Origin of the sequence: Mesobacillus boroniphilus (genome assembly GCF_018424685.1) — a bacterium.
GTDB classification, from domain to species: Bacteria; Bacillota; Bacilli; order Bacillales; family Cytobacillaceae; genus Mesobacillus; species Mesobacillus boroniphilus_A.
Genome location: NZ_QTKX01000001.1, coordinates 100,710 through 126,948, shown reverse-complemented (window position 1 = coordinate 126,948; position 26,239 = coordinate 100,710). Strand labels below are relative to the sequence as shown.

The 26,239-nt window shown below is 42.6% G+C and carries 26 protein-coding genes; 12 read left to right on the top strand and 14 right to left on the bottom strand.

Going from position 1 to position 26,239, the window contains the following annotated elements; genetic code table 11:
* Positions 1 to 186: 186 nt before the first annotated feature.
* Positions 187 to 1,062, top strand: coding sequence for a peptidylprolyl isomerase (locus tag DYI25_RS00680; RefSeq protein ID WP_213365737.1), 876 nt, complete (start codon positions 187 to 189; stop codon positions 1,060 to 1,062).
* Between the two features lie 44 nt (positions 1,063 to 1,106).
* On the opposite strand, the gene DYI25_RS00675 is transcribed toward DYI25_RS00680, so the two are convergent.
* From DYI25_RS00675 to DYI25_RS00645, 7 genes are all read right to left on the bottom strand, one after another.
* Positions 1,107 to 1,289, bottom strand: a complete 183-nt coding sequence (locus DYI25_RS00675) for a sporulation YhaL family protein (protein ID WP_213365734.1) — start codon at positions 1,287 to 1,289, stop codon at positions 1,107 to 1,109.
* A gap of 145 nt (positions 1,290 to 1,434) precedes the next feature.
* A complete protein-coding gene (gene yhaM / locus DYI25_RS00670) occupies positions 1,435 to 2,379 on the bottom strand; it encodes a 3'-5' exoribonuclease YhaM (protein WP_213365731.1) in 945 nt (314 codons plus the stop codon).
* A gap of 75 nt (positions 2,380 to 2,454) precedes the next feature.
* Positions 2,455 to 5,451, bottom strand: coding sequence for an ATP-binding protein (locus DYI25_RS00665; protein ID WP_213365728.1), 2,997 nt, complete (start codon positions 5,449 to 5,451; stop codon positions 2,455 to 2,457).
* Between the two features lie 17 nt (positions 5,452 to 5,468).
* The gene (locus tag DYI25_RS00660) at positions 5,469 to 6,692 is read right to left on the bottom strand and encodes a metallophosphoesterase family protein (protein WP_213365725.1); all 1,224 of its coding nucleotides are present in this window, start codon (positions 6,690 to 6,692) and stop codon (positions 5,469 to 5,471) included.
* Between the two features lie 189 nt (positions 6,693 to 6,881).
* On the bottom strand, positions 6,882 to 7,577 hold the full coding sequence (locus tag DYI25_RS00655; protein WP_213369308.1) for a peptidase E: 696 nt from the start codon (positions 7,575 to 7,577) through the stop codon (positions 6,882 to 6,884).
* Between the two features lie 159 nt (positions 7,578 to 7,736).
* Positions 7,737 to 8,990, bottom strand: coding sequence for an ABC transporter permease (locus DYI25_RS00650; protein ID WP_213365722.1), 1,254 nt, complete (start codon positions 8,988 to 8,990; stop codon positions 7,737 to 7,739).
* Complete coding sequence (locus tag DYI25_RS00645; protein WP_213365718.1) at positions 8,983 to 9,882, bottom strand: ABC transporter ATP-binding protein; 900 nt, start codon at positions 9,880 to 9,882, stop codon at positions 8,983 to 8,985. The genes DYI25_RS00650 and DYI25_RS00645 overlap by 8 nt, the downstream gene beginning before the upstream one ends.
* Positions 9,883 to 10,176: 294 nt before the next feature.
* Between DYI25_RS00645 and DYI25_RS00640 the strand changes: the two genes are divergently transcribed.
* A complete protein-coding gene (locus tag DYI25_RS00640) occupies positions 10,177 to 10,374 on the top strand; it encodes a hypothetical protein (protein ID WP_213365716.1) in 198 nt (65 codons plus the stop codon).
* 197 nt (positions 10,375 to 10,571) lie between these two features.
* A complete protein-coding gene (locus tag DYI25_RS00635) occupies positions 10,572 to 10,757 on the top strand; it encodes a YhzD family protein (RefSeq protein WP_213365713.1) in 186 nt (61 codons plus the stop codon).
* 40 nt (positions 10,758 to 10,797) lie between these two features.
* Here DYI25_RS00635 and DYI25_RS00630 read toward each other — a convergent pair whose 3' ends face one another.
* The 4 genes from DYI25_RS00630 to DYI25_RS00615 form a co-directional block, all read right to left on the bottom strand.
* Positions 10,798 to 11,589 carry an enoyl-CoA hydratase gene (locus tag DYI25_RS00630; RefSeq protein ID WP_213369307.1) on the bottom strand — a complete coding sequence of 264 codons (792 nt, stop codon included), beginning with the start codon at positions 11,587 to 11,589 and terminating at the stop codon, positions 10,798 to 10,800.
* A 362-nt stretch (positions 11,590 to 11,951) separates the two neighbouring features.
* Positions 11,952 to 13,460, bottom strand: coding sequence for a coproporphyrinogen III oxidase (locus DYI25_RS00625; protein WP_213365710.1), 1,509 nt, complete (start codon positions 13,458 to 13,460; stop codon positions 11,952 to 11,954).
* Positions 13,461 to 13,661: 201 nt separating this feature from the next.
* Positions 13,662 to 14,534, bottom strand: coding sequence for a Cof-type HAD-IIB family hydrolase (locus DYI25_RS00620; RefSeq protein ID WP_213365707.1), 873 nt, complete (start codon positions 14,532 to 14,534; stop codon positions 13,662 to 13,664).
* A gap of 221 nt (positions 14,535 to 14,755) precedes the next feature.
* On the bottom strand, positions 14,756 to 15,115 hold the full coding sequence (locus DYI25_RS00615) for a YlbF family regulator (protein WP_213365704.1): 360 nt from the start codon (positions 15,113 to 15,115) through the stop codon (positions 14,756 to 14,758).
* Positions 15,116 to 15,320: 205 nt separating this feature from the next.
* Here DYI25_RS00615 and DYI25_RS00610 point away from each other — a divergent pair, with 205 nt between their 5' ends.
* The 6 genes from DYI25_RS00610 to DYI25_RS00585 all read left to right on the top strand — a co-directional run bounded on the left by DYI25_RS00610 (position 15,321) and on the right by DYI25_RS00585 (position 20,735).
* Positions 15,321 to 16,424 (top strand): YheC/YheD family protein, encoded by a 1,104-nt coding sequence (locus DYI25_RS00610; RefSeq protein ID WP_213365701.1) that lies wholly within the window; start codon positions 15,321 to 15,323, stop codon positions 16,422 to 16,424.
* Positions 16,425 to 16,444: 20 nt separating this feature from the next.
* The gene (locus tag DYI25_RS00605; RefSeq protein WP_213365698.1) at positions 16,445 to 17,530 is read left to right on the top strand and encodes a YheC/YheD family protein; all 1,086 of its coding nucleotides are present in this window, start codon (positions 16,445 to 16,447) and stop codon (positions 17,528 to 17,530) included.
* Positions 17,527 to 18,894 (top strand): YheC/YheD family protein, encoded by a 1,368-nt coding sequence (locus DYI25_RS00600; protein ID WP_213365695.1) that lies wholly within the window; start codon positions 17,527 to 17,529, stop codon positions 18,892 to 18,894. Before DYI25_RS00605 ends, DYI25_RS00600 begins: the two co-directional genes overlap by 4 nt.
* Positions 18,891 to 20,075 (top strand): YheC/YheD family protein, encoded by a 1,185-nt coding sequence (locus DYI25_RS00595; RefSeq protein ID WP_213365693.1) that lies wholly within the window; start codon positions 18,891 to 18,893, stop codon positions 20,073 to 20,075. Before DYI25_RS00600 ends, DYI25_RS00595 begins: the two co-directional genes overlap by 4 nt.
* Positions 20,076 to 20,277: 202 nt before the next feature.
* The gene (locus DYI25_RS00590) at positions 20,278 to 20,490 is read left to right on the top strand and encodes a YheE family protein (protein ID WP_213365691.1); all 213 of its coding nucleotides are present in this window, start codon (positions 20,278 to 20,280) and stop codon (positions 20,488 to 20,490) included.
* Positions 20,491 to 20,549: 59 nt separating this feature from the next.
* Positions 20,550 to 20,735 carry a hypothetical protein gene (locus DYI25_RS00585; RefSeq protein WP_213365688.1) on the top strand — a complete coding sequence of 62 codons (186 nt, stop codon included), beginning with the start codon at positions 20,550 to 20,552 and terminating at the stop codon, positions 20,733 to 20,735.
* 46 nt (positions 20,736 to 20,781) lie between these two features.
* On the opposite strand, the gene DYI25_RS00580 is transcribed toward DYI25_RS00585, so the two are convergent.
* Positions 20,782 to 21,042 (bottom strand): metal-sensitive transcriptional regulator, encoded by a 261-nt coding sequence (locus DYI25_RS00580; protein ID WP_213365685.1) that lies wholly within the window; start codon positions 21,040 to 21,042, stop codon positions 20,782 to 20,784.
* 168 nt (positions 21,043 to 21,210) lie between these two features.
* Between DYI25_RS00580 and DYI25_RS00575 the strand changes: the two genes are divergently transcribed.
* Positions 21,211 to 22,110 carry a PucR family transcriptional regulator gene (locus tag DYI25_RS00575; RefSeq protein ID WP_213365682.1) on the top strand — a complete coding sequence of 300 codons (900 nt, stop codon included), beginning with the start codon at positions 21,211 to 21,213 and terminating at the stop codon, positions 22,108 to 22,110.
* A gap of 137 nt (positions 22,111 to 22,247) precedes the next feature.
* The gene (locus DYI25_RS00570; RefSeq protein ID WP_213365679.1) at positions 22,248 to 23,348 is read left to right on the top strand and encodes an ABC transporter ATP-binding protein; all 1,101 of its coding nucleotides are present in this window, start codon (positions 22,248 to 22,250) and stop codon (positions 23,346 to 23,348) included.
* A gap of 164 nt (positions 23,349 to 23,512) precedes the next feature.
* On the opposite strand, the gene DYI25_RS00565 is transcribed toward DYI25_RS00570, so the two are convergent.
* Entirely contained in the window at positions 23,513 to 23,755 is a 243-nt protein-coding gene (locus DYI25_RS00565) for a hypothetical protein (RefSeq protein WP_213369306.1), read from the bottom strand.
* A 356-nt stretch (positions 23,756 to 24,111) separates the two neighbouring features.
* Between DYI25_RS00565 and DYI25_RS00560 the strand changes: the two genes are divergently transcribed.
* Positions 24,112 to 24,315, top strand: a complete 204-nt coding sequence (locus tag DYI25_RS00560) for an alpha/beta-type small acid-soluble spore protein (RefSeq protein WP_213365676.1) — start codon at positions 24,112 to 24,114, stop codon at positions 24,313 to 24,315.
* 161 nt (positions 24,316 to 24,476) lie between these two features.
* On the opposite strand, the gene fumC is transcribed toward DYI25_RS00560, so the two are convergent.
* Positions 24,477 to 25,856, bottom strand: a complete 1,380-nt coding sequence (gene fumC, locus DYI25_RS00555) for a class II fumarate hydratase (protein ID WP_213365673.1) — start codon at positions 25,854 to 25,856, stop codon at positions 24,477 to 24,479.
* Between the last annotated feature and the right edge of the window lie 383 nt (positions 25,857 to 26,239).

Here is a 26,239-nt window from a genome sequence, read left to right as displayed (position 1 = left end):
CTACCTCCTTTTTTTCTCTTCTCTACATCCTATGCACCATTGAACAAACGGTATAGATATCCGCCCATCTCAACTAATAACCAAAAAACCCCATCATTAATTTTTTGTGGAAAATTGAAATTATGTTATAGTAGAGTTTGTGGATTAAAACGGCCACTAGAATTTTCTGTTTAGGAGATGTTCACCATGAAAAAAATGATAATTTCCCTTACGGTTGCAGCCGGAGTTATGGGATTAGGCGCATGCAGCAACGATAATGCCGATTCTTCAGAAGTAATCGTTGAGTCGAAAGCAGGTAACATTACCAAGGAAGAGCTTTATCAATCAATGAAGGAAAAGTATGGAGAGCAAGCACTTCAAGAATTGCTTTACCAGAAAGTTCTTGCGGAAAATTATAAAGTGACAGATAAAGAGGTTGAGGAAAAAGTGGCCGAGCTTAAGGAAGAGCTTGGAGAGAACTTCGAGCTAGTTCTTCAGCAAAACCAGCTTAAAGACGAGGAAGAATTAAAAGAGGTCCTAAAAGACCAGCTTCTTATGGAAAAAGCTGCACTTAAAGATGTAAAGGTCAGCGAAGAAGAAGTTAAAAAGCGCTACGAAGAGTACAAGCCTGAAATAAAGGCAAGCCACATCCTTGTAGAAGATGAAAAAACTGCACAGGAAGTAAAGAAAAAGCTTGAAGACGGAGCTAAGTTCGAAGACTTGGCGAAGGAATATTCAACAGATCCTGGTTCTGCTGCAAATGGTGGAGACCTTGGATTCTTCGGACCTGGCAAAATGGTTCCTGAATTCGAAGAAGCTGCTTATGCCCTTGATGTAAATGAAATCAGCGAGCCAGTCCAATCACAGCACGGCTTCCACATCATCAAGGTAACTGAGAAGAAAGAAAAAGAATCTTACGAAGAAATGAAGGACAAGCTTGAGTATGAGTTGAAGCTTGCTCAGCTAGACTCTAACAAGATCCAAGAGGTCCTAAAGAGTGAACTAGAAGCTGCTGACGTTAAAATCAAGGATAAAGACCTAAAAGGCGCTGCTGAATTCCCAGAAGCGCAAACACCACAATAATATGTAAAAAAACACTGGCTCCATTTCTGGAGACCAGTGTTTTTTTATGCTTCCGCCGAATTTTCACGCTGTTCTTTTTCTCTTTCAAGCCGCTTCATGTAAAGCTCGCCCTCTCGTTCAATGCTTTCCATTTCTTCTTCCCGTTCTTCTTTCCCTGTTTTCACTGCCATGAAGGCACTGAATACGATTCCTGCTGCGACTGCTATTACCCAGATTGGAATTGACATTTTTTATACCCTCCATTTAAAAGGTTGTCCAAATTGAACTCTTACAGTATTAATATGAGGTTTATTCTCAAATATGCCTTAGGAGGTCAAAAAGAATTAAAGGCAAAAAGACCCCTCCATAGATAGGAAAGGGGCCGTTTGCTTTTTACTTATGGAATACAGGCTTGTAAAAGGACCGGTTATCAAGCGCGAATACTCTTTCGGAGAACTCACCAGGTTTAACCCTTGCAAGCGCGCGGTCCAGCATATTCATTTTCGCATCCAGATTATCGATATAATGCAGAATTTCTGCCTCCTTGATCATTGGCGGTTTAGGACTGCCCCACTCTGCTTTGCCGTGATGGGACAATACCATATGCTGAAGTATGACTACTTCCTCTCCACTAATGCCTAACTCATCGGCTGCCTTGCCAATCTCATTGACCATGATCGATATGTGTCCGAGCAAATTCCCTTCCACTGTGTAAGTTGTTGAAATCGGACCGGATAGCTCAATTACTTTGCCTAAATCATGGAGGATTACTCCCGCATACAAAAGATCCTTATCAAGGCTTGGATACAGCGATGCGATTGACTTCGCCAGATCAAGCATAGAAATGACATGATACGCAAGTCCTGAAACAAATTCATGATGATTTTTAGTCGCTGCAGGATATTCCATGAATTCATTCATATGCTTTTTCAATAGATGTCTGGTAACCCTTTGGATGTTAGGGTTTTTCATTTCGAAAATATATTGGGTAAGCTTGCTGCTCATTTCATCCTGGCTGACAGGGGCTGTCTCAAGAAAATCAGAGAGTTTGACAGAGTCAGCTGTGGAAGCAGGCCTGATTTGCCTGATTTTCAACTGGTTTCGCCCTCGGTAATTCTGGATATCTCCCTGAACTTTTACGATGCTTTCAGCACAGTAAGTACTTTCATCTTCCTCGGATACATCCCAAAGCTTTGCTTCGATTTCTCCGCTCTGGTCCTGGAGGATGAGTGTCAAAAATGGCTTTCCATTGCTGGCAATCCCTTTTGACGAATGCTTGATCAATAAAAACAATTCTACCTGGTCCCCTGTTTCGTGATTCAAAATTCCATTATTCATAATTACCGCCCTCTCCTCTCTGCAACAGTATAACATACAGAGTCTATTGTCTCTGATTCTCAAACCATGGCATTTTTAAACTATATTTGCACTTTTTTCTTGCAGATTGATGATTTCATTTTCCGTAAAATAGTCCAGCAAATGGCGATGGCATGTAAAAATGAGAATCTGGTTGTTATTGCTCATTTCCTTCAGCAGCTTAATGATCCGGGCAGTCCTGTTATGATCAAAATTAACAAAGCTGTCATCGATGATAATCGGAAATGGATAACGATCATAATGGTCGGCAGCAAGTGCAAGCCTGATGGATACATACACTTGTTCAGCCGTTGCCTGGCTTAGCTCATTCGCCTCAAATAACACATGATCATTTCTTTCAATTAGGAATCCGCTGCCGGAAACCTGAGGAATGATCTTCACATAGCCTCCATCAGTCAATATCGATAGGAAACTTTCGGCTCTGGCCAGCATTCTCGGCATACGCTCATTTTTATAACGGTCAATTGTCTTCGAAAGTAAATCCCTGGCCACCGCATACCTTGCCCATTCCTTTGCATCTTCCGTGAACTCATGCTGAAGCTGCTTATATTTATGGAGCAATTCACTGTATATGCCGCCTTCTTCAAGCACCTTCATTTTATGCTTAACATCGGCTATTAGATCAAACTTTGCGGATAACTCCCGCTTTCTTTCTACTAGCTCGGAATCGTTATCCTCAATCTGTTCCTCAAGCGGAATTCCTGTTAGAATCTTTTCACGGTCCTCATCACTGATACCCGATGCAAGCAGCTGATGATCGATATCCTCCAGTCTTGCCTTCCAGCGTTTTACCAATGAGGAATTTTCCGCTTTCTGCCTGAATCCATCCTCACCTTCAGCCCCGGCCTGTGCAAGCAATCCTTCCTTTTCTTGACTGAATACCATCTCTTCCTTCTGAAGTGATGAAAGTTCTTCTTCCATTTCCTCCAGTTTCGCGCTCAGTTCACGGTATCTCGACTTCTGGTCGATTGCTTCGCGCAATGTCCGCTTCAACAGTCCTGCTGCCTCGACCGGAGCAAGATCGCTATTTTGAAGGAATCGTTGTGCAAGCTGCTTCAGGCTGCTTTCCATTTCCATCAAAGATTCAGCCACAGTCTTTAAACTTTCTTTTATTCTCTTTCTTTCGCGGAAATACTGCTTTTGTTTTTCTATTAAATGATAGGCATCCATTACTTTAATAGGTGCGGAAGTATCCGTCAATCCAAATTGTCTTAGTAATTCTGTCCTTCTCTGTTTTAATTGTGTTTCATCTGCTTCCCATGATTCGAATTGCTGAACTACTTTTTCAAACCGATCATGCTGCTGATCAATTTTGATGTACAGCTCCCGATGGCGCAGTCTTGTCTCCTCATCTTTAGCCAATAAGCTCTTGATAAAAATTGCATTGCCTTCAGGCTGACTGCTCAAGTTTGCTTTAAGCGCTTTTTCACGCTCCAGCAACCTGGATAGGACCTTGTCCTCCATTGGCTTTTTGTCAGCGAACTTAAATCGCGCAGTCAGCAAAAGGAACAGGCCTGCAATCCCGATTCCGGCTAAGAACCAGGAGCCATTTGTAATTCCCCAAAGAAAAACAATCAGAAGAATGCTTCCGAGAAGAAGCAATTGATTAAAGTCTTTCTTCTGTTGCTGCCTTCGTCTATCCTTTTCAGTCTCTTCCTTGATTTTGGCCGATTCAATCTGGTCCATGACGTAGTTCAATTCGGAATGGATCCGCTCCTTATTCCCTAGCAGATCCAGGTCTTTCACCAATTTTGTTCGTTCAGCTTCATCAAGGAGTTCTTCTTTTGCGGCTTCTGCCCTTGCTTCAAGTTCTGCCAATGTCTTTTTTTCTTCTTCAAAAGCAGACTCCAGCTCAAGCTTTTTAGTCTTTAACCTTTGCTCTGTCTGCTCTATGTTTTCGGCCTGTTCCTTTATGAAGATACTTGTATTGATTTCATGGATATTTACCTCATTGAAATCTGTATGAAGCTTGTCATTTAGCTGATCTATTTCTTCTGTTATTTCCTCTAGTTTGGATTCAAGCAGTCTTTTTTCCTGCTTCAATTGATCATATAAAGGCAGATTTTCGATTCTAGCTTCGATTTCCGTTTCCATACCAAGTAAATCGGAGTTTGGCTTGTGCCTCTCCAGATCTTTCAGTAATTGCTCTCTCTTTTCTTTTACCCTTAAAATTCTAGCCTGGTTTGATTTAAGCTGCTCGTCCAACTTCTCAAGCCGGTTCAGGCCATCTTCTGGAAAAAAAGACGGATCATGCATTTTAATTTTTCCATCCAATGCTGCGGCTTCAATGACAAGCTTTTCATTGCGCTTATATTCACGAAGCTTAATTCCAGTTTGCTCCAGCATGAAAATTTCGTTCTTAAGCTGGGCAATTTTATCCATCAATTCATCCTTCATACTCACAAGCTCTGAATATTTTTCATTCTGCTGCTCAGCGTTCTTCAATGAAGTTTGGATGTCCTTTAAATCTTTCAATTTCTCATTCAGCAAAGGCCTTTTGCCACTGGGCTTGAAACGCAGTTCCATTTCCTTTAGTAGCAAACCCTCGGTGTTGAAAAGTTTGTCTGTGCCAAGCGTCCCAGCGGAAAATAAATACCTGCCAAGCTCATCCCCCTTCATTGCTTGGATATTTTGAAGCCCATGGATATTGAATGAAAAAATGGCCTGGTATATACTCTTATCCATTCGTTTCAAAAGGTCTTTAAGTAATTCTTCACCGCCAATCGTCCCGTCTTCAAGAGAAACAGTCACATCACCTGTAGCCTTGCCTTTCACTCTCTCAATGACAGCCATTCCCCTGTCTGGAAAAAGAGCTTTTATCTTGCCGCCATACTTTGGGGTATTTTTTGGCTCATAGCGGTTTTCAGCACTTTGCTTTGCAGAAAATCCGAACAGGATGCTGTGGATGAATGACATGATAGTCGATTTTCCCGCTTCATTCTCACCGTAAAAAATCTGCATTTGATCTAATGATTTAATCACATAATCCTCGAGCTTGCCATAGCCGTATATATGCAGTTCAATGATTCTCATCACGCTGCCTCCTTTCTTCAATTTTTCAGCAGCATTTGGAGAAGGATCCTCTCAGCATCCTCAACCAATTCTTCTTTTTCCTGTTCCGACAACATACCTAAATGTCTTCTTGCCTGACTGTGCTGGAATAGCGGAGACAGTGAATTCCACAAGTCATCATATTGCTCAATCGTGCTGAATAACTCCTCATAAAAATCGCTTTGCTTAATCAATCCAGCGCGGTCGACAGCAATATCTTCGGTAAACTTTAGCCTGTGTACCCAGACAAAAGAATCCTCATCCTTTTCAGTATCCTGCAGAAGCTCAAGAAGTTCGCCACTGGCTATTTTTCCAATCACATCCGACAGACCCGAATTCACGCCTTCAATCCGGATGTCCAACAGTACCCCATTTCCTTCTCTTCTTTTCCCATCGATGGCATCCAGGCATTTTTCATACAGTGCATTGAAACTTAACAAATCTTGCCCATCAATGATGGCCTCATCCCAAATCACATCAGCAGTGTCAAAAAAAGAAACTTCAGGCCCCGTTTCTGACAAATTAACAATATAGGCCCCTTTTTCCCCCAGTTCCTTCCTGTTCCGTCCTTGAGGATTTCCAGGATAGACAACATAAGGAAGCTGTGATAAAACCGCTTTTTTATGTATATGGCCCAGTGCCCAATAATCAAAATCTTTGTCGATAAGATCCGTTAACCTGAAAGGAGCATACTTTCCATGCTCACTCACTCCCTCAAAATGTCCATGAAGCAAACCAACGTGAAAATCCGCGCCATCAACCTTCTTATATCTCTCAATCCATCGCTCCATTACATGCCGCTCAGGGTAGCTGAAGCCGTATAGATGGACAAGAGTGCCATCATTCTTCCTGAAGTCAGCTTTCTCCACCTGGTCCGAGAAAAAGTGGACATTATCAGGAAAATCTATAGTTACAGATTTTGCGCCAAGATGGTCATGGTTCCCATGGATTGCATATACCTTTATCCCTTTGTCAGCTAGCCTCCCCATTTCATTGCGGAGAACAGCCTGAGCACGGATGCTCCGGTCCTCACCATCGAATAGATCCCCTGCAATGACGACGAAATCCACTTCATGTTTGATGGCAGCATCCGTGATATTTTTCAAAGCCGTAAATGTGCTCTCCTGGAGTCTGTGAAAGATGGCTTTCGGCAGATGCCGCAGCCCGACCATCGGACTGTCAAGATGCAAGTCGGCAGTATGTAAAAACTTTACCTGTTTCATTGGGCTTATTCCTTTCCCGTCCTATTTTCCTTTATTTTAACACTCAAAAAATACGAATGCACGTTCTATCAAAAAAAAAAAGCGCAAGCATCGCCAGACAAGCGCTGGAGCTAGACACCAGTCTTATTGCAAAAAGTTTATACTTTATAGAGAAAAAACTGCAGCTCTCATTTGAACTGCAGTCCCGCTTTATCCGAGATATAGGGTTTTCACTACATCTTCTTGCACTTTTCCATCTGTCTCCCAAACATGATACGCTTTTGCTTCAGGCCTTGAACTTACCGCCTTAACTAGTTCTTCATCAATGTAGTGCAATGCTGCTCCGTCATCTGCGGCATATCCCCCTGAAACTCTGCCCGAACCTATAAATCTCTTATAAGCAGGCCGGCGTTCCTCTTCGCCATCATAATGCGGGCAGTTGCTCCCTTTTAGAAACCCTAGTGTTTTAAGTGGCTCAAGTCCGCTCCCAAAAGAATCTGTTACACCTTCCTCAAACCAGCAAATTGAGCCTGCGCTTACTCCAGCCATTATTTTGCCCTGATGCCAGGCTTTCCTCAGGATGAGATCCAGTCCCCATTCCTTCCAAAGAGCTAGCAGGTTCTTTGTATTTCCTCCCCCAACATAAATAATATCTTTATCCATAACATAGGCTTCTAAGTCTCTAGTCGGCGGACTGAATAACGACAGATGTGAAGGTTTGCATTCATGGCTTTCAAAAGCTTGATAGAATCTCGTAATATAATTGTCAGCATCCCCACTGGCAGTCGGCACAAAGCAAACCTTCGGCCTCTGTTTTTGCGCCTGCCCCAAAATGTACAAATCCAACAGTGGATTCTCCGGCTCCATTGAAAAACCTCCACCGCCCATCGCTATAATCTGCCGCAACATGAACACTCTCCTTCTATAAATCTATAATCTTGTGACCGTACTTTCGGTTTCCTCTCCACTTCGGGCTCATACATCTTTATCCTTAATAAATATTCTACTAAGCAAGTCTAATTCCCTGTAAAAAAAGCCGCAATCCCAGGATTGCGGCTTTTAACATTATTCGTTTTTCGTTAACTGCAATGCTTTTTTGATGTCCTTGAATGAGTTTGATTTTCCGTACATCAGCACTCCCCCGCGGTAGACTCTGGCACCGAAAACAGCCAGGAAGGCTATTGTGGCAACCAGGATTCCGATTGACAAGGCAATTTCCCAGAAAGGAATGTTCAGCATTCCCACTCTCAGGAACATTAACATCGGCGAGAAAAACGGGATGAAGGATGTGTATTTTACAAACGGTGCTTCTGGCTGACTAAGCCCAAACATCGCCATCATGAAACCAGCGACAACAAGCAATGTCATCGGAGTAATCATTTGCTGGACATCTTCAATCCTGCTGACGAGCGATCCCAGGAATGCAGCCATAGTCGCATACAGAAAGTACCCTAATATGAAGAAGATTACGGCATATACGATTGTGCTGGCTGCAACGTTTCCAAAACCGAAAAACTCGAAGAATCCACCTTCCATGTTCTCGAGGTTCTGTTTGATTGAGAAATACCCTACAAGCAAGAGAACGGCGAGCTGAGTCAAGCTTAACAGCCCGATTCCGAGAATCTTCGCAAACATTTGCTTGATAGGGGATACACTGGATATCATGATTTCCATTACTCTTGATGATTTCTCAGTCGCGACTTCCATAGCGATCATATTGGCATACATGATAACTGCAAAATAAATGATGAATAGAAGAACATAGACTAATCCTCTTGCCTGATTCAGTTCCTCTTCCGTCTTGGCATCTTCTTCAAGAGCAGTTTTTTCGAATTCAACTGGAGCATACAGTTTTTCCAATTGATCTGGAGCGATATTGATCTGTGTGGAAGCCATCGCCGTCTTAATCTGCTGTAATGCTGCCTGCAGGTCTCCAGGAATAGCAGAATCCGCAATGCTCATCGCTTTGTAGGAAGCTGCCGGAAGCTCTTCATTGTTCAAGCTCAATGTAAGGAAGCCTTTATATTCTCCTTCCTCGACTGCTTTTCTGGCACTTTCTTCATTTCCATCATACTTTTCCAGGACAAGCTCTTCGTTGACCATCTTCATTTGCTCATTCAGCGGCTTAAAAAGCTGGCCAGTCTCGTCAATGACAACGATCTTATCTGCCTCATCACCTTTATTGAAAAAATCGATGATGTTTGACATATTTGTGAGTGCAAGCATAATCCCTACGGTCAGGATGGTTGTAACTAAAAAGGATTTGGTTTTCAACTTACTCATGTATGTATGGATTAGGATAATGAAAAAATTATTCATATGAATCACCCACCTTTTCGATGAAAATATCATTGAGGCTTGGTTCTTCAAGGACAAACTTACGGATAAACCCTTTGTCAACAATATCTTTTAAAATATCTCCGGCAACCTGCTCACCTGAGATTTGCAGGTGGATTCCCTCTGCCGTCATTTTTGCTTTTGCCACCCCAGCATACTCCTTTAGGAATGAAGTATCGAAATCCGCATGGATGACCAAATTCTTTTTTCCGAAAGACCTTTTGATCTCTCTTAGGGACCCATGAACGACAGGGCTTCCTTTATGCATGATGCAAATATGCTCACACATTTCTTCTACATGCTCCATACGGTGGCTCGCAAATACAATCGTCGTGCCCGTGTTTTTCAGTTCGAGGACTGCTTCTTTTAATTGTTCAACATTTACCGGGTCTAGTCCGCTGAACGGCTCATCAAGAATCAACAGCCTTGGCTTATGGATGACAGCGGCAATGAATTGGATTTTTTGCTGGTTACCTTTTGAAAGCTCTTCAACCTTTTTATCCGCATATTCTGGCACCTTGAAACGATTAAGCCAGTAATCAAGCTCTTTAAGGGCGGCTTGTTTTTGCATCCCTCTTAACCTCGCTAGATAGACGATCTGGTCGCGGACCTTAAGCTTTGGATAAAGTCCCCTTTCCTCCGGCAGGTAACCGATGATACTGCTCGTTTGATAATTAATCGGCTTGCCATCCCAGGTAATCCATCCTTCCGAGACATCCAGTAGACCGAGGATCATACGGAAAGTCGTCGTTTTCCCGGCACCATTTGCACCAAGGAATCCGAACATTTCTTTTTCTGGAATATTAAGTGAAAGCTGATTCACCGCTGTGAATTTGCCAAATCGCTTAGTAACTTGTTCAAGCTGCAATACCATATTCATCTTCCTCCTTTTCCAATAAATTACTACGAATTTTATATGGAAATAGTTTCATATTTAAATATTTTTTTGTTTTGCATATTTAAAAAAGTTATGCAAAAATAATAGTAATCATCTGAATTTTACAATAAAAGCGAAAGCGCCTTGGTCAGCCCCGACAATCGTTGCCCGACCAGAACGCCACGTCCTCCCAAAAGCTACCGATTTCTATCGTGCGATGAATCGCTTCGAAGCTTTCCTTATCCTGTGGCTGTCGGGTCTAGCACGTCCTGTGCCTCGGAGGGCCGACCGGTGAAATCGCTCTTTGATTTCATTGCGCGGACCGAAATCGAGATGTATAGCCGACTGTCCAGAAACGCAGAAACTGGAGACTCCGACAAAGAAGCGCTTTTTGCTTCTGCCGGCGGAGTTGAAGTTTCGGAGTTTCTAGGAGGCGACTGCCCAACTCCGACAAGCGCTGGAGGGCCTGACGGTGAAGTCGTTCTTTGACTTCATTGGCAGGACCGAAGCGTCTCGGGGAGTTAGGAACCGCAGCTTGACAAGCGACTCGAGCTGCTCAAAGCTAACGCTTCTCGCAAGATACTCGAAGAAGCACAGGCAGAGATGAAAACTGGCTAGGCGCTGGAGCTGGACAGTTCTCGAAGTTAATTTTATACTTACTAATCTTTTAAAAAGGGGAAATTGTGATGGAAACTTACAAACTGACAGCCTTTGAACCAAATGGGGAAAAACTGATCGACGAATCATTCCAGGCCGGCAATGATAATGAAGCAAAGGAAATCGGTGCAAAAATGCTTGAAGAAAAAAACCTCAGCGAAAAGACACACCGCTGTACATCACCAAGAGGAAAATTGATCCTTTTCCATCCATAAAAACAAGGCAAAGAGGATCTATCCTCTTTGCCTCTTTTGTTTATTTACCTTTGTACTGAGGCTTCCTCTTTTCAAGGAAAGCCTTGATACCCTCCTGATGGTCCTCGGTCTGGCGCATTTTAAATTGGCCGTATTTCTCCAATTCAAGAATCTTCAATAGTGCAGGCCTGTTTTTCTCTGCTAAGATTTTCTTCGTTTTAATCATAGCCTGAACCGGTTTGTTCAGCCATTCCTGAAGTTTTCCTTCGATTGATTCTGTAAAATCACCTGTTGGCACACTGTCAACAAGTCCTAGTGTAAATGCTTCAGTGGCAGAAAGCGTCTTTCCTTCCCAGATCAGTTGCTTCGCCTTCGTTTCCCCAAGGCGTTCCTCCATGAAGAAGTGGCCTCCACCATCCGGTATCAAGCCAATACCAATAAAATTCATCGCAATCTTGCTTGATGGCTCAGCGATTATGTAATCTGTCGCAAGCGCAAGGCTGAAGCCCAGTCCAGCTGCGGCACCAGTTACTGCACTGATTGTTACCTTTGGCATGCTGTACAGAGTCACGATCATATCGTGAATATCGTCCATCACATGGTAGAAATCGCTTTCATTTGTATTGGAAAGCATCGTTTTGATATCACCGCCAGCAGAAAAGGCACGCCCGGCTCCTTTAATCACCACAATATCAATCTCATCAGACTTGCAGATTTCTTTCAGATTCATCGTGATCCCCTTAATCATTTCCACATCAAGGGCATTCAGTGCTTCAGGTCTGTTTAACTCAAGGACTGCAACACGTCCATTAATGTCTAACTTTACAGTGTCCGTTGAAAATTCAATCGCCACCATTCATCCCCTCCATTTTTCCTTATATTTTTATTATATAGGGAGAAGTTATATTTAAAAACCTTTTTTCTCACTATTTAGATTTTTTAAAGAATGGACGGTTTCAAGCTGAATAAGTGTATGTTTTTTCCATTTTGCGGAATTAAGGTGGTTTTTCGCGGAATCAGAGGTTGTTATCGCGGAAATGCGGGCCTTCTTAGCGGAATCACAAGTTTTAAGAGAAAACTGTCGGTCTTCTTCACGAAAACACATGTTTTTTGCAGGAAATTGCTGGCTTTTTTACGGAAATCATTTAAAAATGATTGAATCTTTCCCTCAACGATAAAAAACCCCCGAAATTCATCTTCGGGGGCTTTTCAGGCTTAGATTGTTGCCTTATTAAACAAAGTGTCAAGAATCTCGATCTTTTTATTTGCGTACTCTTCAAAGCTGTCATTATATGACTTTGGATCCTTTGGATTCGAGAATTGTGTGATGACACCAGTTTCGGGATCGATGAATTTGCTCGATGCGCCGCAGCCAAGGCCTATGATGGTTTGCTGTTCTTCCATGATGATGATATTGTACAGGCTCTCCTGTTCTGGGAAAGCGTAGCCTACATTCTCCAGGTTTCCAAGGATGTTCTTCTGCCTGTATAGATAGTATGGCACATAGTTATGTTCCGTCGTCCATGATTCAGCCATATTCATCATTTGTTCTATTTCATCGCGGCCAGCTACTCTATATTTCTGTTTATTCCTTGTCATTTCTGACGCCCTTTTAAAGGAAAGAGTATGAACCGTCAAGGATTCAGGCATTAGCTTTTCCGTTTCTGCAAGGGTGTGGGCAAATTCCTTCGTCCCTTCACCCGGAAGACCTATGATCAAGTCCATGTTTATGTTATTCATGCCCATTTGGCGGGCCAGATGAAATTTTCCAATCGTCTCTTCCACTGTATGGTGGCGGCCGATTGCCTTCAGGGTTTCCTGGATGTATGACTGTGGATTAATGCTGATCCGGTCGATATTCCACTTTTTCAGTACTTCTAGTTTTTCAGGTGTAATCGTATCCGGTCGGCCTGCTTCTACCGTGACTTCCCTGATATTCTCAACATCCGGGAAGGACTGTTGGACCTCTTCATACAGCATATCCATTTCTTCAGCAGTAATCGAAGTCGGTGTACCGCCTCCATAGTAAACCGTTGTAATCTTGATATCATTTTTCCTAAGCCAATCCCCAATTCTGCGAATTTCGTAATGAAGCCCGCCAAGGAAGGAATCCACGGACCCCTGTCGGCCGTTTATAGCATAAGCCGGGAAAGTGCAGTAAGCACACTTAGTCGGACAAAATGGAATGCCAATATAAATGCTGACACCATTTTTCAAATCGTACAAGTCAGGCAGAACAGCAAGCTGACGGTCAACTATTTGCTGCATGAGCTGTATTTTTTCATCGGATATCAAGTACTGTTCCTTCAGCTCTCTATGAGCAGCATGCTGATCTATTCCTTCACGGAGTTTTTTATGCAATAGCTTGGTAGGACGAACTCCGGTTAGGATGCCCCACTTCTGGATCATTCCTGTCCAGTCCTGAAGCACTTTTAAATAAGCCCTTGAAATGACTGTTTTGAGCACTTTGAATTCTTCCTTCTCGCTTAAGCCAGCTGAAATTTTTTTGTTGGCTTCTGCTGAATAAGTCTTCCCATCTGCCGCCAAAGCTGCTTTTACAAAAAACTCCCCGTCGGCATTTTGAACATCGAATTCAATTACCGCATCAACTTCCTGATCCGTCTCGCCTAATACGACTTCTGATTCTTCAAAGAATAAATTTGCGATTAATCCTAATGGACGCTGTAATCTGTCATCTTGTATTCCATTTATATTAATTATCATGAGATTCACCTTTTTCAATTAAACATGCTTCAATTAGTGTAATAGAAGTATGATTCAAAGGTCAAGACAGTGCAAAAGCTACCAGTTTCCGTTGTAAGTCGGACTTAGTATTATAGACGTTCGATTTATTTTCTTTAAAAAACCTATATATTCCCAAACAATGCAAAAGCATGCCTGCGATCATTCCAGGCATGCTTTTTTTTACATTTTTATGATATTCATTTTTCGCAGGAATTCTATTGGCTGCTGTTTACGGAAATGTTCCTTGACCATGTAACTGACACCGTGCTGGTTATTGGACCGGGTTACCCAATCCGAAGCCTTTTTTACTTCTACAGAAGCATTCCCCATTGCGACGCCAAGTCCGCATGCTTCGATCATTTCGATGTCATCAATGCCATCTCCAATTGCGACCATTTCCTTTAATGGAATGCCAAGGTGTTCACCTAGCTGGATCAGACCGTTCAGTTTCGAGACACCCTCGGGCATGATATCAAGTCTGTAATCATTCAGCTTGGACAGGGAAACTTCCGAGAACATCCCATTTATCGCCTGCTGCGCATCCTTCAAATCTTCTTCGTACTCGAAATAGACTTCGATTTTAGGTGGAGAGACTGGCTCATTGACCAGGGCTTCACTGATAGAATCCGTGAATTGTTGAGAGTAAAAAATTGGATCACCTGATGTGAACACGGTTTTCGCCAGCAGGTTGTGGTTTAATTTATACTTGTTTGCCAGAGAAAACTTCTCGTGCACAAGCCGGATTTGGCATGGGAAGCTTTCCAGGAATCTGACAAGCTGGAAGGTAACATCCTCCGGAATCCTTTTTTCAAAGACCGGGTCACTGCGAAGGTCATTAGATATATAGGATCCGAGGTGAGTCACCAGCAATGAATTTATTTTCAGCGCTTTAGCCACTTTTTTGGCAGATGGAAAGCTTCTTGAAGTTACTAGAGTCACATAAACTCCTTTTTGCTGAACGTACTCAATCGCATCCCTTGTGGATTTATGGAGCCTTCCATTTGATTGGAGAATCGTTCCATCCACGTTAAGCGCAAGAAGACGGTAAATCATAGTTATGCCCCCATTTCTTCGGTGTTTTTGTCCTTATTTAACTTGTATGATAGAACCCGAGAGAATAGAACAGGGGCAGGATTTTGATTTGTCATCATCGTAGGACGTAAATTAAACACCAGGGAAGTTTGTGTGGCACCATAAAGGAAGAGCCTTGCTCCATTAGGGTCAAAAATAACTCAAAAAAACTCCCAGCACATTGGCGGGAGTCTGTCATTCTATTATTGCTGCTGGTTCGGATTTCCGTAAAGCTCTTCAAGAGGCTTCATGATGATCTGGTTAAGCTCGGCAATAACCATGCTCATTCTTTGCTCTGCTTCCATCAGCTTTGAGATTAACTCATGCTGCTGAACAAGTGCGACTGTCTTTTGCGCCTGCTCTACTTCTTCCTGGGTAATTTCCTGCCCAGTCATTTGCTTTTCCTGAAGCTGTAACTGGATATTGCGGAAGCTTTCAAACATTCTTTTTGCTGATTCATCGCTATTCACAGCATCGTAAAGGTTTTTTAATTCTGTGTATTCCGAACTGTTCCTGATCACTTTTTCTAACTCGTAGGCTGAATCGTAAAGATTGACTGCCATTTAAATCACTCCTTCTACGTTAAACACTCCACTACACTATAACAAACTATGTGGCTGATTGCCAAAAGTTCGGGTTAGGCGGAATTCGACCCCTATATTGAAAATCACCAATAATAACTACTATTCATAGGATGCAATATGTGTGTTTGCCTATTTTACAATAGGGTGTTGCCTTAAACAGCCTAAAAGAAAATGAGGAGAAGCTATGACGCCAGCAAAATCGAAAAGCTTACCCAACAATCCCGTCATCGCTTTGCTGACCGAAATTAAAGAAGATCAAGGTCCTGACTTCGGAAAAGTCCACTCCTTTTGCGAAGAGCTTCACCAGGGAATTTCAGAACTAGGCGGAAGCTTTTATGTTTTTTCACTTAAAGGCTTTTCTGACGATGGAGTCGAGGGCTTTTCTTACGATGACAATGAAGATGGATGGAGAAAAGGACTTTTCCCCTTTCCCGCTGTCATCTACAATCGGGTTTCATCCCGAAGGACCGAAATTAGCAAAGGATTTGCGGGATTTTTAAATAAACTGGATGCTCTGGGAATAAAGATATTTAATCACCGATTTCTTTCAAAGTGGGAAATCCATGAATCTTTATTGAAAGAAGAGCATTTGCATTCGTTCATACCCGAAACACATCTATATTCCGGGACCCAGCTTGAAACCATGCTCGAAAAGCATGATGAGCTATACATCAAACCTGTACATGGCAGCCAGGGACGCAATATTATCCAGGTGGCCAAAAATGATGGGACGATTCATGCATCAATTTCCTCGATGCCGGCAAGAGACCTGCAAGAATTTAAGCATGTATCAGAACTGGCTCGTGCCATCAATCCCATGGTTGGAAAACGGCTATGCATCATTCAGCAGGGTATACAGCTATCGGAGTTTAATGGCAGGAGGATGGACTTCAGGGTCCTCTGTCATAAAAATGCCCAGCAATTCTGGAAGGTTACTTCCATCGTCGCCAGAGTTTCCGCAGAACAATTTTTCGTATCTAATATAGCCCGCGGCGGCGAGGTCATGAAACCGGGGCATACACTCGCATTGATTTTCGGAAAGGAACAAGCGAGGCATCAATTGGCACTGATGAAAGAGCTTGCCCTGGAAATCGCAGAAGTCATCAGCAGAAATGCAGAAGGACTCACAGCCGAGCTGGGAATTGATATTGGGATTGATATTAAAGGTAACTTGTGGCTGATTGAAGCCAACTCCAAGCCTTCCAAGAACTTTGAAGAGCGCGGCTCGAAAATCAGGCCATCGACAAAAGCCATCATTGACCATTGCTATGGACTTTGCCAGCTATAAGTACAAAAGGAGTAATGCAAATGATTTCATTCGGAATGATGTCACTTTCATTAAAAAGTGAACTAACATATTTTACCGAGATTGCCAGGCGTGCGAATCCAAACGAGTTCACCTGCTTTCGCTTTTCACCGGCTACAATCCATCCAGTAACACAATTGGTTTCGGGTGAGAAATTCGACCACATGAAGGACTGCTGGTTAAAGGCCGAGTTTAAGATTCCCACGATCGTTTATGACCGTTGTTTTTATACAAATGATCCTGCCTCGAAGCAGGCGATGGCGATTGTGAAATGGCTCAAGAATAAAGGGGATATTACCTTCCTTGGAAACGGCTTGCCAAATAAATGGGCCATATACGAGGTTTTGTCGAAATCTTCACTGTCCCCATACATCCCGAAAACGATTCTTGCCGGTAGTGGAAAAGATGTTATTGCCCAGCTAGAAGAGATGAAAAATGCGGTCTTGAAGCCGATATTCGGTTCTGGCGGTGCAGGGATTTATAAAATTGAAAAATCAGGTAGGGAGTTTGAAATCTCAGCTGACCTTGGCGGCAGGCTGTCCACAAAAACCTTCCATTCTACTAGTGAGACAGTGGATTGGCTCGACAACTTGTTCAGCAAAAAAGAGTATTTAATGCAGCCTTACATCCAGCTGTCCGATTCGCAACATTATCCTTTTGACATAAGAGTGTTGCTGCAAAAGGATAATGAAGAAAAGTGGATTGTGCGAGGCAAGGGAATCCGCCGCGGCAGCAAGGATGGCATCCTTTCGAACTTGAGTACCGGTGGAGAAATCTTGCCATTTGAAGAGTATGCAAATTCACTTAATATCCGTACAAAAAGATTCATTTTGCATGAATTGGAGGAAATTCTCTCAAAGCTGCCCGGTATTCTTGAAGCATCATTCCCACGACTTTTTGAGCTGGGGGTAGATATCGGTGTCTCCAAAGACCATGCCCTATGGGTGCTTGATACGAATTCAAAGCCCGGCAGAAAAGTCATCACTTCCACAAATCCGGATCAGAAAGAAGTGCTATATAAGGCACCGCTTGAATATGCCAGAGTGCTTTCGGAAATTCTGCCAGAAAGAGAGGAACAGCACTTATGAGAAAAAAATATCCTATTGAAATCATCACCCATTCCAAACAACTAGTCTTTGTCCCTGCTGATCTGACACATACCAGGGAAATCAATAAAATCGCGTTTGGAAACAAGGTGGTTGATGTTGCGTGTGCTCCTCACCCTAAAGGAAGAAACGTGATTGTCCTGAGTGATGATGTGAAGAAAGAGCTCTCGATGCCTGAACTATCGACCTCATTGCATATTTTTATCGATCAGCATACATTGTTTATCGGGCCTCTGATTGGCATTCTGACGTCTGGATTCACACCTTACCCTCTGAGACCGATTGGCGAGAGGTCCATGTTTTTTGCAAAGCTGCTTTCGGTCAATAAATCAGTCGGCGCCCTTCCCTTCGTCTTTGGCGAGGAGCATATCGACTGGGATCAAGGACTAATACAAGGTTATTTCTTTATTGACGGAAGCTGGACGAAAATAAAGGTGCCCTTCCCCAATGTTGTTTACGACCGTCTTCCCAACAGGCGCACTGAAAGAAAGTTTGAGCTTCGCAGCCTGAAATCCAGGATGCAGACCGATTACTTGATTCCATGGTATAATCCGGGCTTTTTCAGCAAGCTGGATGTATTTGAGCGCCTGCAGCAGGATGAACGTGCATCAGAGTACTTGCCTGAAACGCATCAATTTTCTTCGTTTTCTGTAATTGAAAGGATGCTTTCAAACTATGGAAATGTGTATGTCAAACCAGCTAATGGAAGTCTTGGCCTGGGAATTCACCAAATTCTGTTTGATAAACATAATGGCTATTATTATTGTCGTTACCGCGACCAGGAGGGCATCAATAAGTTAACGAGGTTTGAAACACTTGAAAAGTTGATGAAGAAGATTTTTCACAAGCGGAATCTTTCCCAGATGATTGTTCAGCAGGGTATCAGCCTCCTGAGATCCGAGAAAAGGCTCATTGATTTCAGGGTCCATACAAATAAAGATGAATACGGACAGTGGCAGGTAGCGGCAATTGCCGCAAAAATTGCCGGCCAGGGCAGTGTGACAACCCATGTGAACAACGGTGGAGTCGTAAAATCCCTTGATGAATTGTTTGAAGACCGGACCGAGCAAGAGCTCTGTGAAAAGAAGCTTTCTGAAGCGTCCCTGCTCCTTAGTTCTATATTGGAAAAAAATATGGAAGGGATCATAGGCGAAATTGGTTTTGACTTAGGAATCGATAAATCAGGAAAAGTATGGCTGTTTGAAGCCAACTCAAAGCCAGGACGGTCGATTTTCAAGCATCCAAAGCTGAGAAATTTCGATTTACTCACCAGGAAGCTATCACTATCCTTCGGCATTTTTTTAGCGGAAAAAGCCATTACGGCACCTGAGGATATTTTCAAATGATTCTCCGCTACAATGCTGAAACGAAGACATGGACTCATGAAGCCAAAGCTGGCGATATATTCAGCTTTGGCTTTAATAAAATCAGCATCCCTGCCGCTTCATCAGGGACACTTCCGGAAAACAGCCAACAGTTCTTATTGAAAAACAAGCAGGGAAATATCGGGCCGCTGGTTGGAATCATGACCTCTATGAGCAAGAATATGTCCCTATCTGGAAATGGTTCATTATTCCAGGCGCTTCAGGACGAGATTCTGAAGCGAAAAGGGTTAATTGTCGTCTTCCCTCCAGAAACAATCGTCAAAGATGGACTCACCGGAGTCGTATTTTTACCAGCAGCCCAAAAATGGATCCCTGTGAAAACACCTCTTCCTCATCTTGTTTTTAATCGTGTTCCCTTCCGGAAAGCTGAGCAGCAGCCAGCTTTCAAAGATGCCGCAAACTACCTGTCCGCGCTCGGAATACCATTTTTCAACCCTGGCTTTATCAACAAAAACAAGCTGTACTCCCTTTTCACCAGACATCCACAGTTAAGAAAGCTAATGCCAGAAAGCATTGCAGTGAAATCAATGATCCAGTTAGCCGCTTTCCTTGATAAGCATGAGGGAATCTATCTGAAGCCTGCTTCATCTTCTAAGGGTATCGGGATTTTCCGTCTGCGGCAAAAGAACGGGCAAATCGAATTCGAGAGCCATTCACATCGCCAGCTGTATCCTGGCATAAAGGAATTTTGGAAGGTCAAATCCAGGCAGCTGATAAGATACGAGTACATTGCCCAAAAAGAAGTCATGCCGACAGCCATCGATGGAAAACGATTTGACTTTCGCGTCCATGCCCATGACGGACCGGATGGGTATGAAGTAACTGGAATCGGGATCCGCCAATCCCGAGAGCAGGATCTGACCACCCACCTGCCGAACGGAGGAATCATGCTCCCCTATATTAAGGTCAAGAATGACAGACATGACCAATTCTTCGACTGGGCTGTAAAAGAAATCGGACAGCTCCTTACTGAAGAATTAGGCTACTTCGGAGAATTCTCCCTTGATGCAGGAATCACCGAAAAAGGCCATTATGTCATTTATGAAGTCAACTCAAAACCAATGAGCTTCGACGAACCCCAGATTGAGGAAAAAAGGATCTCTGCTCTTGTGGATATATTTTTCAGAAAAACAGGATTTTGATAGAGGTTTCCTGGATACAGTTTATTATGGGCCGCATTTTTAATGGCGGCTTTTTTTCGTTTATCCATCCCCTCAAACCACTAAACATGCGCTCTTTGTCATTTGCAAACAGTTTTTCAGGAGTAATCACCTGCATCCTCCCTTTATAGTGCTTGAATATTATATAATAATGATAAAGACATTTTTTACAGGGGGAATCAGATTGATTACTCATTTCCAATTCAAATCGTTATTTGAAAATAAAGAAATGCCTGGCTGGCATTTTTCATTTTATTTTAAAAAGCAAAAGTTTACGGGAATCTATCACCAAAATGGAGAAATTCAGTGGAACTCTGAACACCCCTCCGATGAGCATATCGAACAGCTGAAGGAGCAAATCCACGAGCTAATGCTCTTCCATGTATATGAGAAGTAATGTGTATGTTTCTGCTCCTTTTCCGGAACTCTAAGCTTAAAACACTGGAGGAGGATAACATGCAAGAAAAACACGGCAAGAAGTTTGCAGAGGATTTGCAATATGAGGGACGGGACAAAGTTTATGTCGATGTTGACCGGATGATCAATGAGGGAATGGCCGGTGGCACTGTACATAGATTGGACAGTTCACCAAATATTGAAGAAAGCCATGATTTATACCCTGAAGACCCTCCAAATGAATGAAGTAGCAGAAAAAAAAGACACCACATCCTAAAAGGATGCTGGTGTCTTATCTGCTTTTTACAATCATATTTACTGCTTCTTTGATCGCTTCGTCGGCATCTTTGCCTTCCTGTGCTGCTTCAGTAATGCAAGATTCAAGGTTTTTAGCGACGATGAAACCAATCGCGCGGTCTACTGCAGAACGGACAGCTGATAATTGAGTTACAACGTCCTTACAGTGGTTTTCTTCTTCCATCATGCGAATGACTCCGCGTACTTGACCCTCTAATCGCTTCAAGCGATTTTTCATTTCTGTTGAGTATTCCATTTCCCTGCACCTCTCTTTTACGGTACCCCGTATTGTATCTATTATACCAACATTTTTCCCTTTTTTCTACCAGCTGATGGCTTTTGCAGTGAATTAACATTTAAAAGCTACACCTGTTATAATAAAAGATATGTCAGCTTTTATCAAATTAAATCTGAGGATACTTATATGATTAATAAAATATTAGCTTATTTCCCTGATTCTGTCACGCATGAAAGTATTCCATCCAATCCATCACCTGCTTATTATTGGTTTACGGAAACCGAGGACAAGCCATTGTGGATAAGTATACCAAAACAAAATATTTCTGAAAGCCAGCTCGAATTAATGAAGAATCTGTTTCATTTTCTCGAACTGGAAAATAATACACCTCTAACAGGAGCAGCACATTCCTGGAACGAATTTCTCTTCCATGATGGCTCACTACCTGTCGCCGAGAGCGAGGAAGTGCGTTTCATCCAGTTCCAGCTACAGTCAAGTGATATGGGAACCGAGGAAATCCATGAAGCTTTAAATGGATTTTTTCCTGACCATACTATTATTTGGGTTAAGGAATTTTACGGAATCATTATTGAAGAAAAAAAGAAAGTGTCGGAAAATGCTGAAGAACTTTATTCCATTTCCTCAACATTCGAGAGTGACTTCTATGTAAAAATCTCCTTTTATATCGGCAAATTCCAGAAGGTTTCTACACAGCTCCCTCACTTTTTCGATAGAGAAAAGCAAGTATTCGAGGAATTAACCCGTCATACTACTCGTGACGTTGTGTACACGTTTGAAAAAGCTTTTCCGATGCTGTTAGCGACACATTTGCCTGATTACCTTAAGGGTATTCTTGACGTTACTTTTCTTGAGGCATTTGGAGAGGATAAAGAGTTGATGGCAACGATTAAGGTCTTCCTTGAAAGTAATTCAAACGCTTCCCTTTCGGCCAAAAAACTTTATGTCCACCGAAATACTCTCCAGTACAGATTGGACAAGTTCATGGAAAAGACTAGCGTCAACTTAAAGGATTTTGATGCAGCCGTTGTGGTTTACCTATCCAGTCTTTATGAGGAAATGCGCTGATTCGATCCACTTTTCATTAACATTAAACAAATTGCATAAAAGGGCTTACATTATTTTTGTGCACCCTGCCGATGATTATTTCAGGTCATTTCCGCTAAACTGTTTTTGTAGACAAACATTCAGGGAGGCTTAAAAAAATGGCCGAGTTAAAATTAGACAATATTTATAAAATTTATGATAACAAAGTAACAGCTGTTGAAGATTTCAACCTTCACATCCAGGATAAAGAATTCATCGTATTCGTTGGCCCATCTGGCTGCGGTAAATCTACGACTCTTCGTATGATCGCTGGTCTAGAAGAAATATCAAAAGGTGATTTTTACATCGATGGAAAGCGCGTCAACGATGTTCCTCCTAAGGATCGTGACATCGCAATGGTCTTCCAGAACTATGCACTATATCCGCATATGACTGTTTACGATAACATGGCATTTGGACTGAAGCTTCGCAAATTTGCTAAGGATGAAATTGACCGCCGCGTTAAAGAAGCAGCAAAAATCCTTGGTCTTGAGCCTTACTTAGACCGTAAGCCAAAAGCACTTTCTGGTGGTCAACGCCAGCGTGTTGCTTTGGGACGTGCGATCGTCCGTGACGCTAAGGTATTCTTGATGGACGAACCTTTATCAAACCTTGATGCAAAACTTCGTGTACAGATGCGTGCTGAAATCGCCAAGCTTCACCGCCGCCTGAACACTACGACTATTTACGTAACGCACGACCAGACGGAAGCGATGACAATGGCCACTCGCCTTGTTGTTATGAAGGATGGCGTAATCCAGCAGGTTGGAGCTCCGAAAGAAGTTTATGAAAGTCCTGAAAACGTCTTTGTTGGCGGATTTATCGGATCACCTTCGATGAATTTCTTTACTGGTAAAATTGAAGAAGGCAAATTCACTGTCAACAACTCTTCAATAGCTATTCCAGAAGGAAAAATGAAAGTGCTTCGTGCTCAAGGATATGTAGGCAAAGAAATCATCCTTGGCGTAAGACCAGAAGATCTTCACGACGAGCCAGTATTCATCGATGCTTCCCAAGGCGCTACTATCAAGGCAACTGTTGAAGTATCTGAATTAACCGGTGCTGAAACAATGATCTACTCTCAATTCGAAGGCCAGGACTTTGTTGCGCGTGTTGATTCACGTACAGATGTAACTCCAGGCCAAGTAATTGAATTGGCATTCGATATGAATAAAGTCCACTTCTTTGATGCTGATACAGAAGTGAGAATTCGTCCTTAATCAGAAAAGCGCAAGCGCCTTGGTCAGCCCCGACAAGCGACTCGAGGGGCTAGGCGCTGGAGCTGGACAATTCCCGAAGTGAATACTATCCTCATTAAATTTTAAAAAAGCAACCGCTGATGCCTGCGGTTGCTTTTTTCAATTACCAGAGGTCATTAAACGCCTCATTCATTAATTAAGAAAACCTGGCTTGACCCGCAATTTGGACATTTGAACAAATGGGGGCATTCCTCTTTGGAAAAATCGGTTGGATACCCATCTTCAAGCTTCATTTGATCGATTGGCATATAAGGGCTGTAATCATCATAAAAGTCTGCTTCTCGTCCATTGTTCTCCATGCTGCCGTTGCAGTTTGGACATGCTGGAGTCATGGTTCTGAAGCCATTGCAAATCGGGCACATACCCATTCTCTTCAATCCTTTCTGCTTTTCTGCTATTGATAGTTTGTGTTGATTAGAAATGGTTATGTAGGGCGATTATTTTGGAATTAATTACCTTAATCTGATAGCGCATAAACTTCTCAAAACAAAACATACTAGTTATTAATAAAACAGCAACAGAAAACAGCGCAGCAACACCGAGCGCGACAAATCATTGGGTTAAGCCTTAGAAGGCAGCTATTACGCGAGCCGGTGCAAATCCGGCTAGCCCAGCCAAAATCCTTATCGCGGGTTAAACCAGGTGGCATGGCAAAAGTCATGATTGGTTCAATTCCAATGCTAACCCAAATACAACTTTGAAAAACACAAAGGAGGAAATATTAATGGCTAGTAACAACAACACTAATCAATTATTAGTTCCTGGTGTTCAACAAGCTCTTGATCAAATGAAGTACGAAATCGCAACAGAATTTGGCGTACAGCTTGGTGGAGAAACAACTTCTCGTGCAAACGGTTCAGTTGGTGGAGAAATCACTAAGCGTCTTGTACAAATGGCTGAGCAACAACTTGGCGGTTCTGCACGCTAAATTGTAATTAACAATAAAATTAAATAGAATGGCTTAGGCCCCCTTCTCAAAGGGGGCCTTATAATTTGTCATCAAGAATGCTTTTCAGGCACCAACTTTGTCCTTTTGCATTTGCCCCTAATAAAAGAGATTCTTTCGGGTTACATGCTCTTTCCAGTCAGTTAAATCATCTTTTCAGGCTTAACCCACTCGTCATATTGCTCTGATGTTAGATAGCCTGTTTTAATCGCCGCTTCCTTCAAGGTTGTATTTTCTTTGAAGGCGATCTTGGCGATTTCTGCTGCTTTTTCATAACCAATGTGAGGATTCAAAGCTGTAACAAGCATTAATGACCGCTCAACATGGCCTGCAATCACATCAAGGTTCGCCTCAATACCTTCTGCACAGTTATCATTGAACGAACGCATTCCGTCAGCCAAAAGCCTCGCGCTTTGCAAGAAGTTAAAAATGATCACGGGCTTAAAAACATTCAGCTCAAAATTCCCCTGGCTTGCGGCAAATCCGATTGTCGCGTCATTTCCAAACACCTGTGTCGCCACCATTGTCAGTGCTTCGCTTTGGGTTGGATTAACCTTTCCAGGCATGATTGAACTGCCAGGTTCATTTGCCGGTATGGAAAGTTCACCAATCCCGCTTCTTGGGCCGCTGGCCAGCCAGCGAACATCATTGGCAATTTTCATCAAGTCTGCTGCGAGCCCTTTCAATGCTCCATGAAGGAAAACAATTTCATCATGTGAAGTCAGTGCATGGAATTTGTTAGGAGCGGAATGAAAGGTCTCTCCCGTTTGTTCAACAAGCTGCTGCGCTACCTGGTCACCAAAGTCCTTCGCTGCATTTATTCCTGTGCCTACAGCCGTTCCGCCAATTGCTAAATCACGGACATATTTCAATCCATCCTTAATCATCTGTTCATTTTTCTCAAGCATGGTTCTCCAGCCGCTGATTTCCTGTCCCAGTGTCAATGGAGTCGCATCCTGGAGGTGTGTCCTGCCAATTTTAATGATGTCATTGAATTCATGCTCTTTTTGCTTCAATGTTTCTTTAAAAAGCTCTAGTGCAGGCAATACTTCTCCTGTCACTTTTTTGACAGCAGCAATATGCATCGCTGTCGGGAATGTATCGTTTGAGCTCTGTGACATATTCACATCATCATTTGGGTGAACTTTTTCATTTGACCCTTCATTTTCAAGAAGTTCATTCGCCCTTCTTGCTACCACTTCATTCACGTTCATATTCGATTGAGTTCCGCTTCCCGTCTGCCATACAACTAACGGAAAATGTGTATCGAATTCCCCGGCAAGGATTTCATCGCAAGCCGCCTTGATCGCCTTCGCTTTTGCTTCCGGCAATTTCCCAGAAGCGGCATTCACACTAGCTGCAGCTTTCTTAACTTCCGCAAAAGCATAAATCACATCAATTGGCATTTTTTCTGTGCCTATCTTGAAATTCTGTTTGCTCCGCTGTGTTTGCGCCCCCCAGTATTTATCTGATGGCACATTGATTTCACCTATTGTATCTCTTTCAACCCGATAATCTGACAACACGATCCCTCCTCAATCTAATTATTAACTTATCAAAAGATTTAAAACATTTTCGCCTATAGGATACCTGTTCTAAAGAATAAATTACAGAAAAGTGCATTTAGGCGAGAACAAAAAGCGGAAGCAGTCATGAATGCTGCTTCCGCTTTTCATTATGTCTATTTTCGGTCCAGGTTATGCCTTATAAATTGCATAGCCTATATAATAGCCCAGGATCATGATGCTTGCGATGCTTAAGGTTACTGCGTACTCCGCCATCTTAACAACCTCCTGAATTTTTATCTGTTTATTATTAAATTACCACAGCAGGCCTAAAGGCAACGGGAGGGTTTCGTAATATTTTGTGACAAAAAGATGATTTGAAGTGACGTTTCTCATATTCC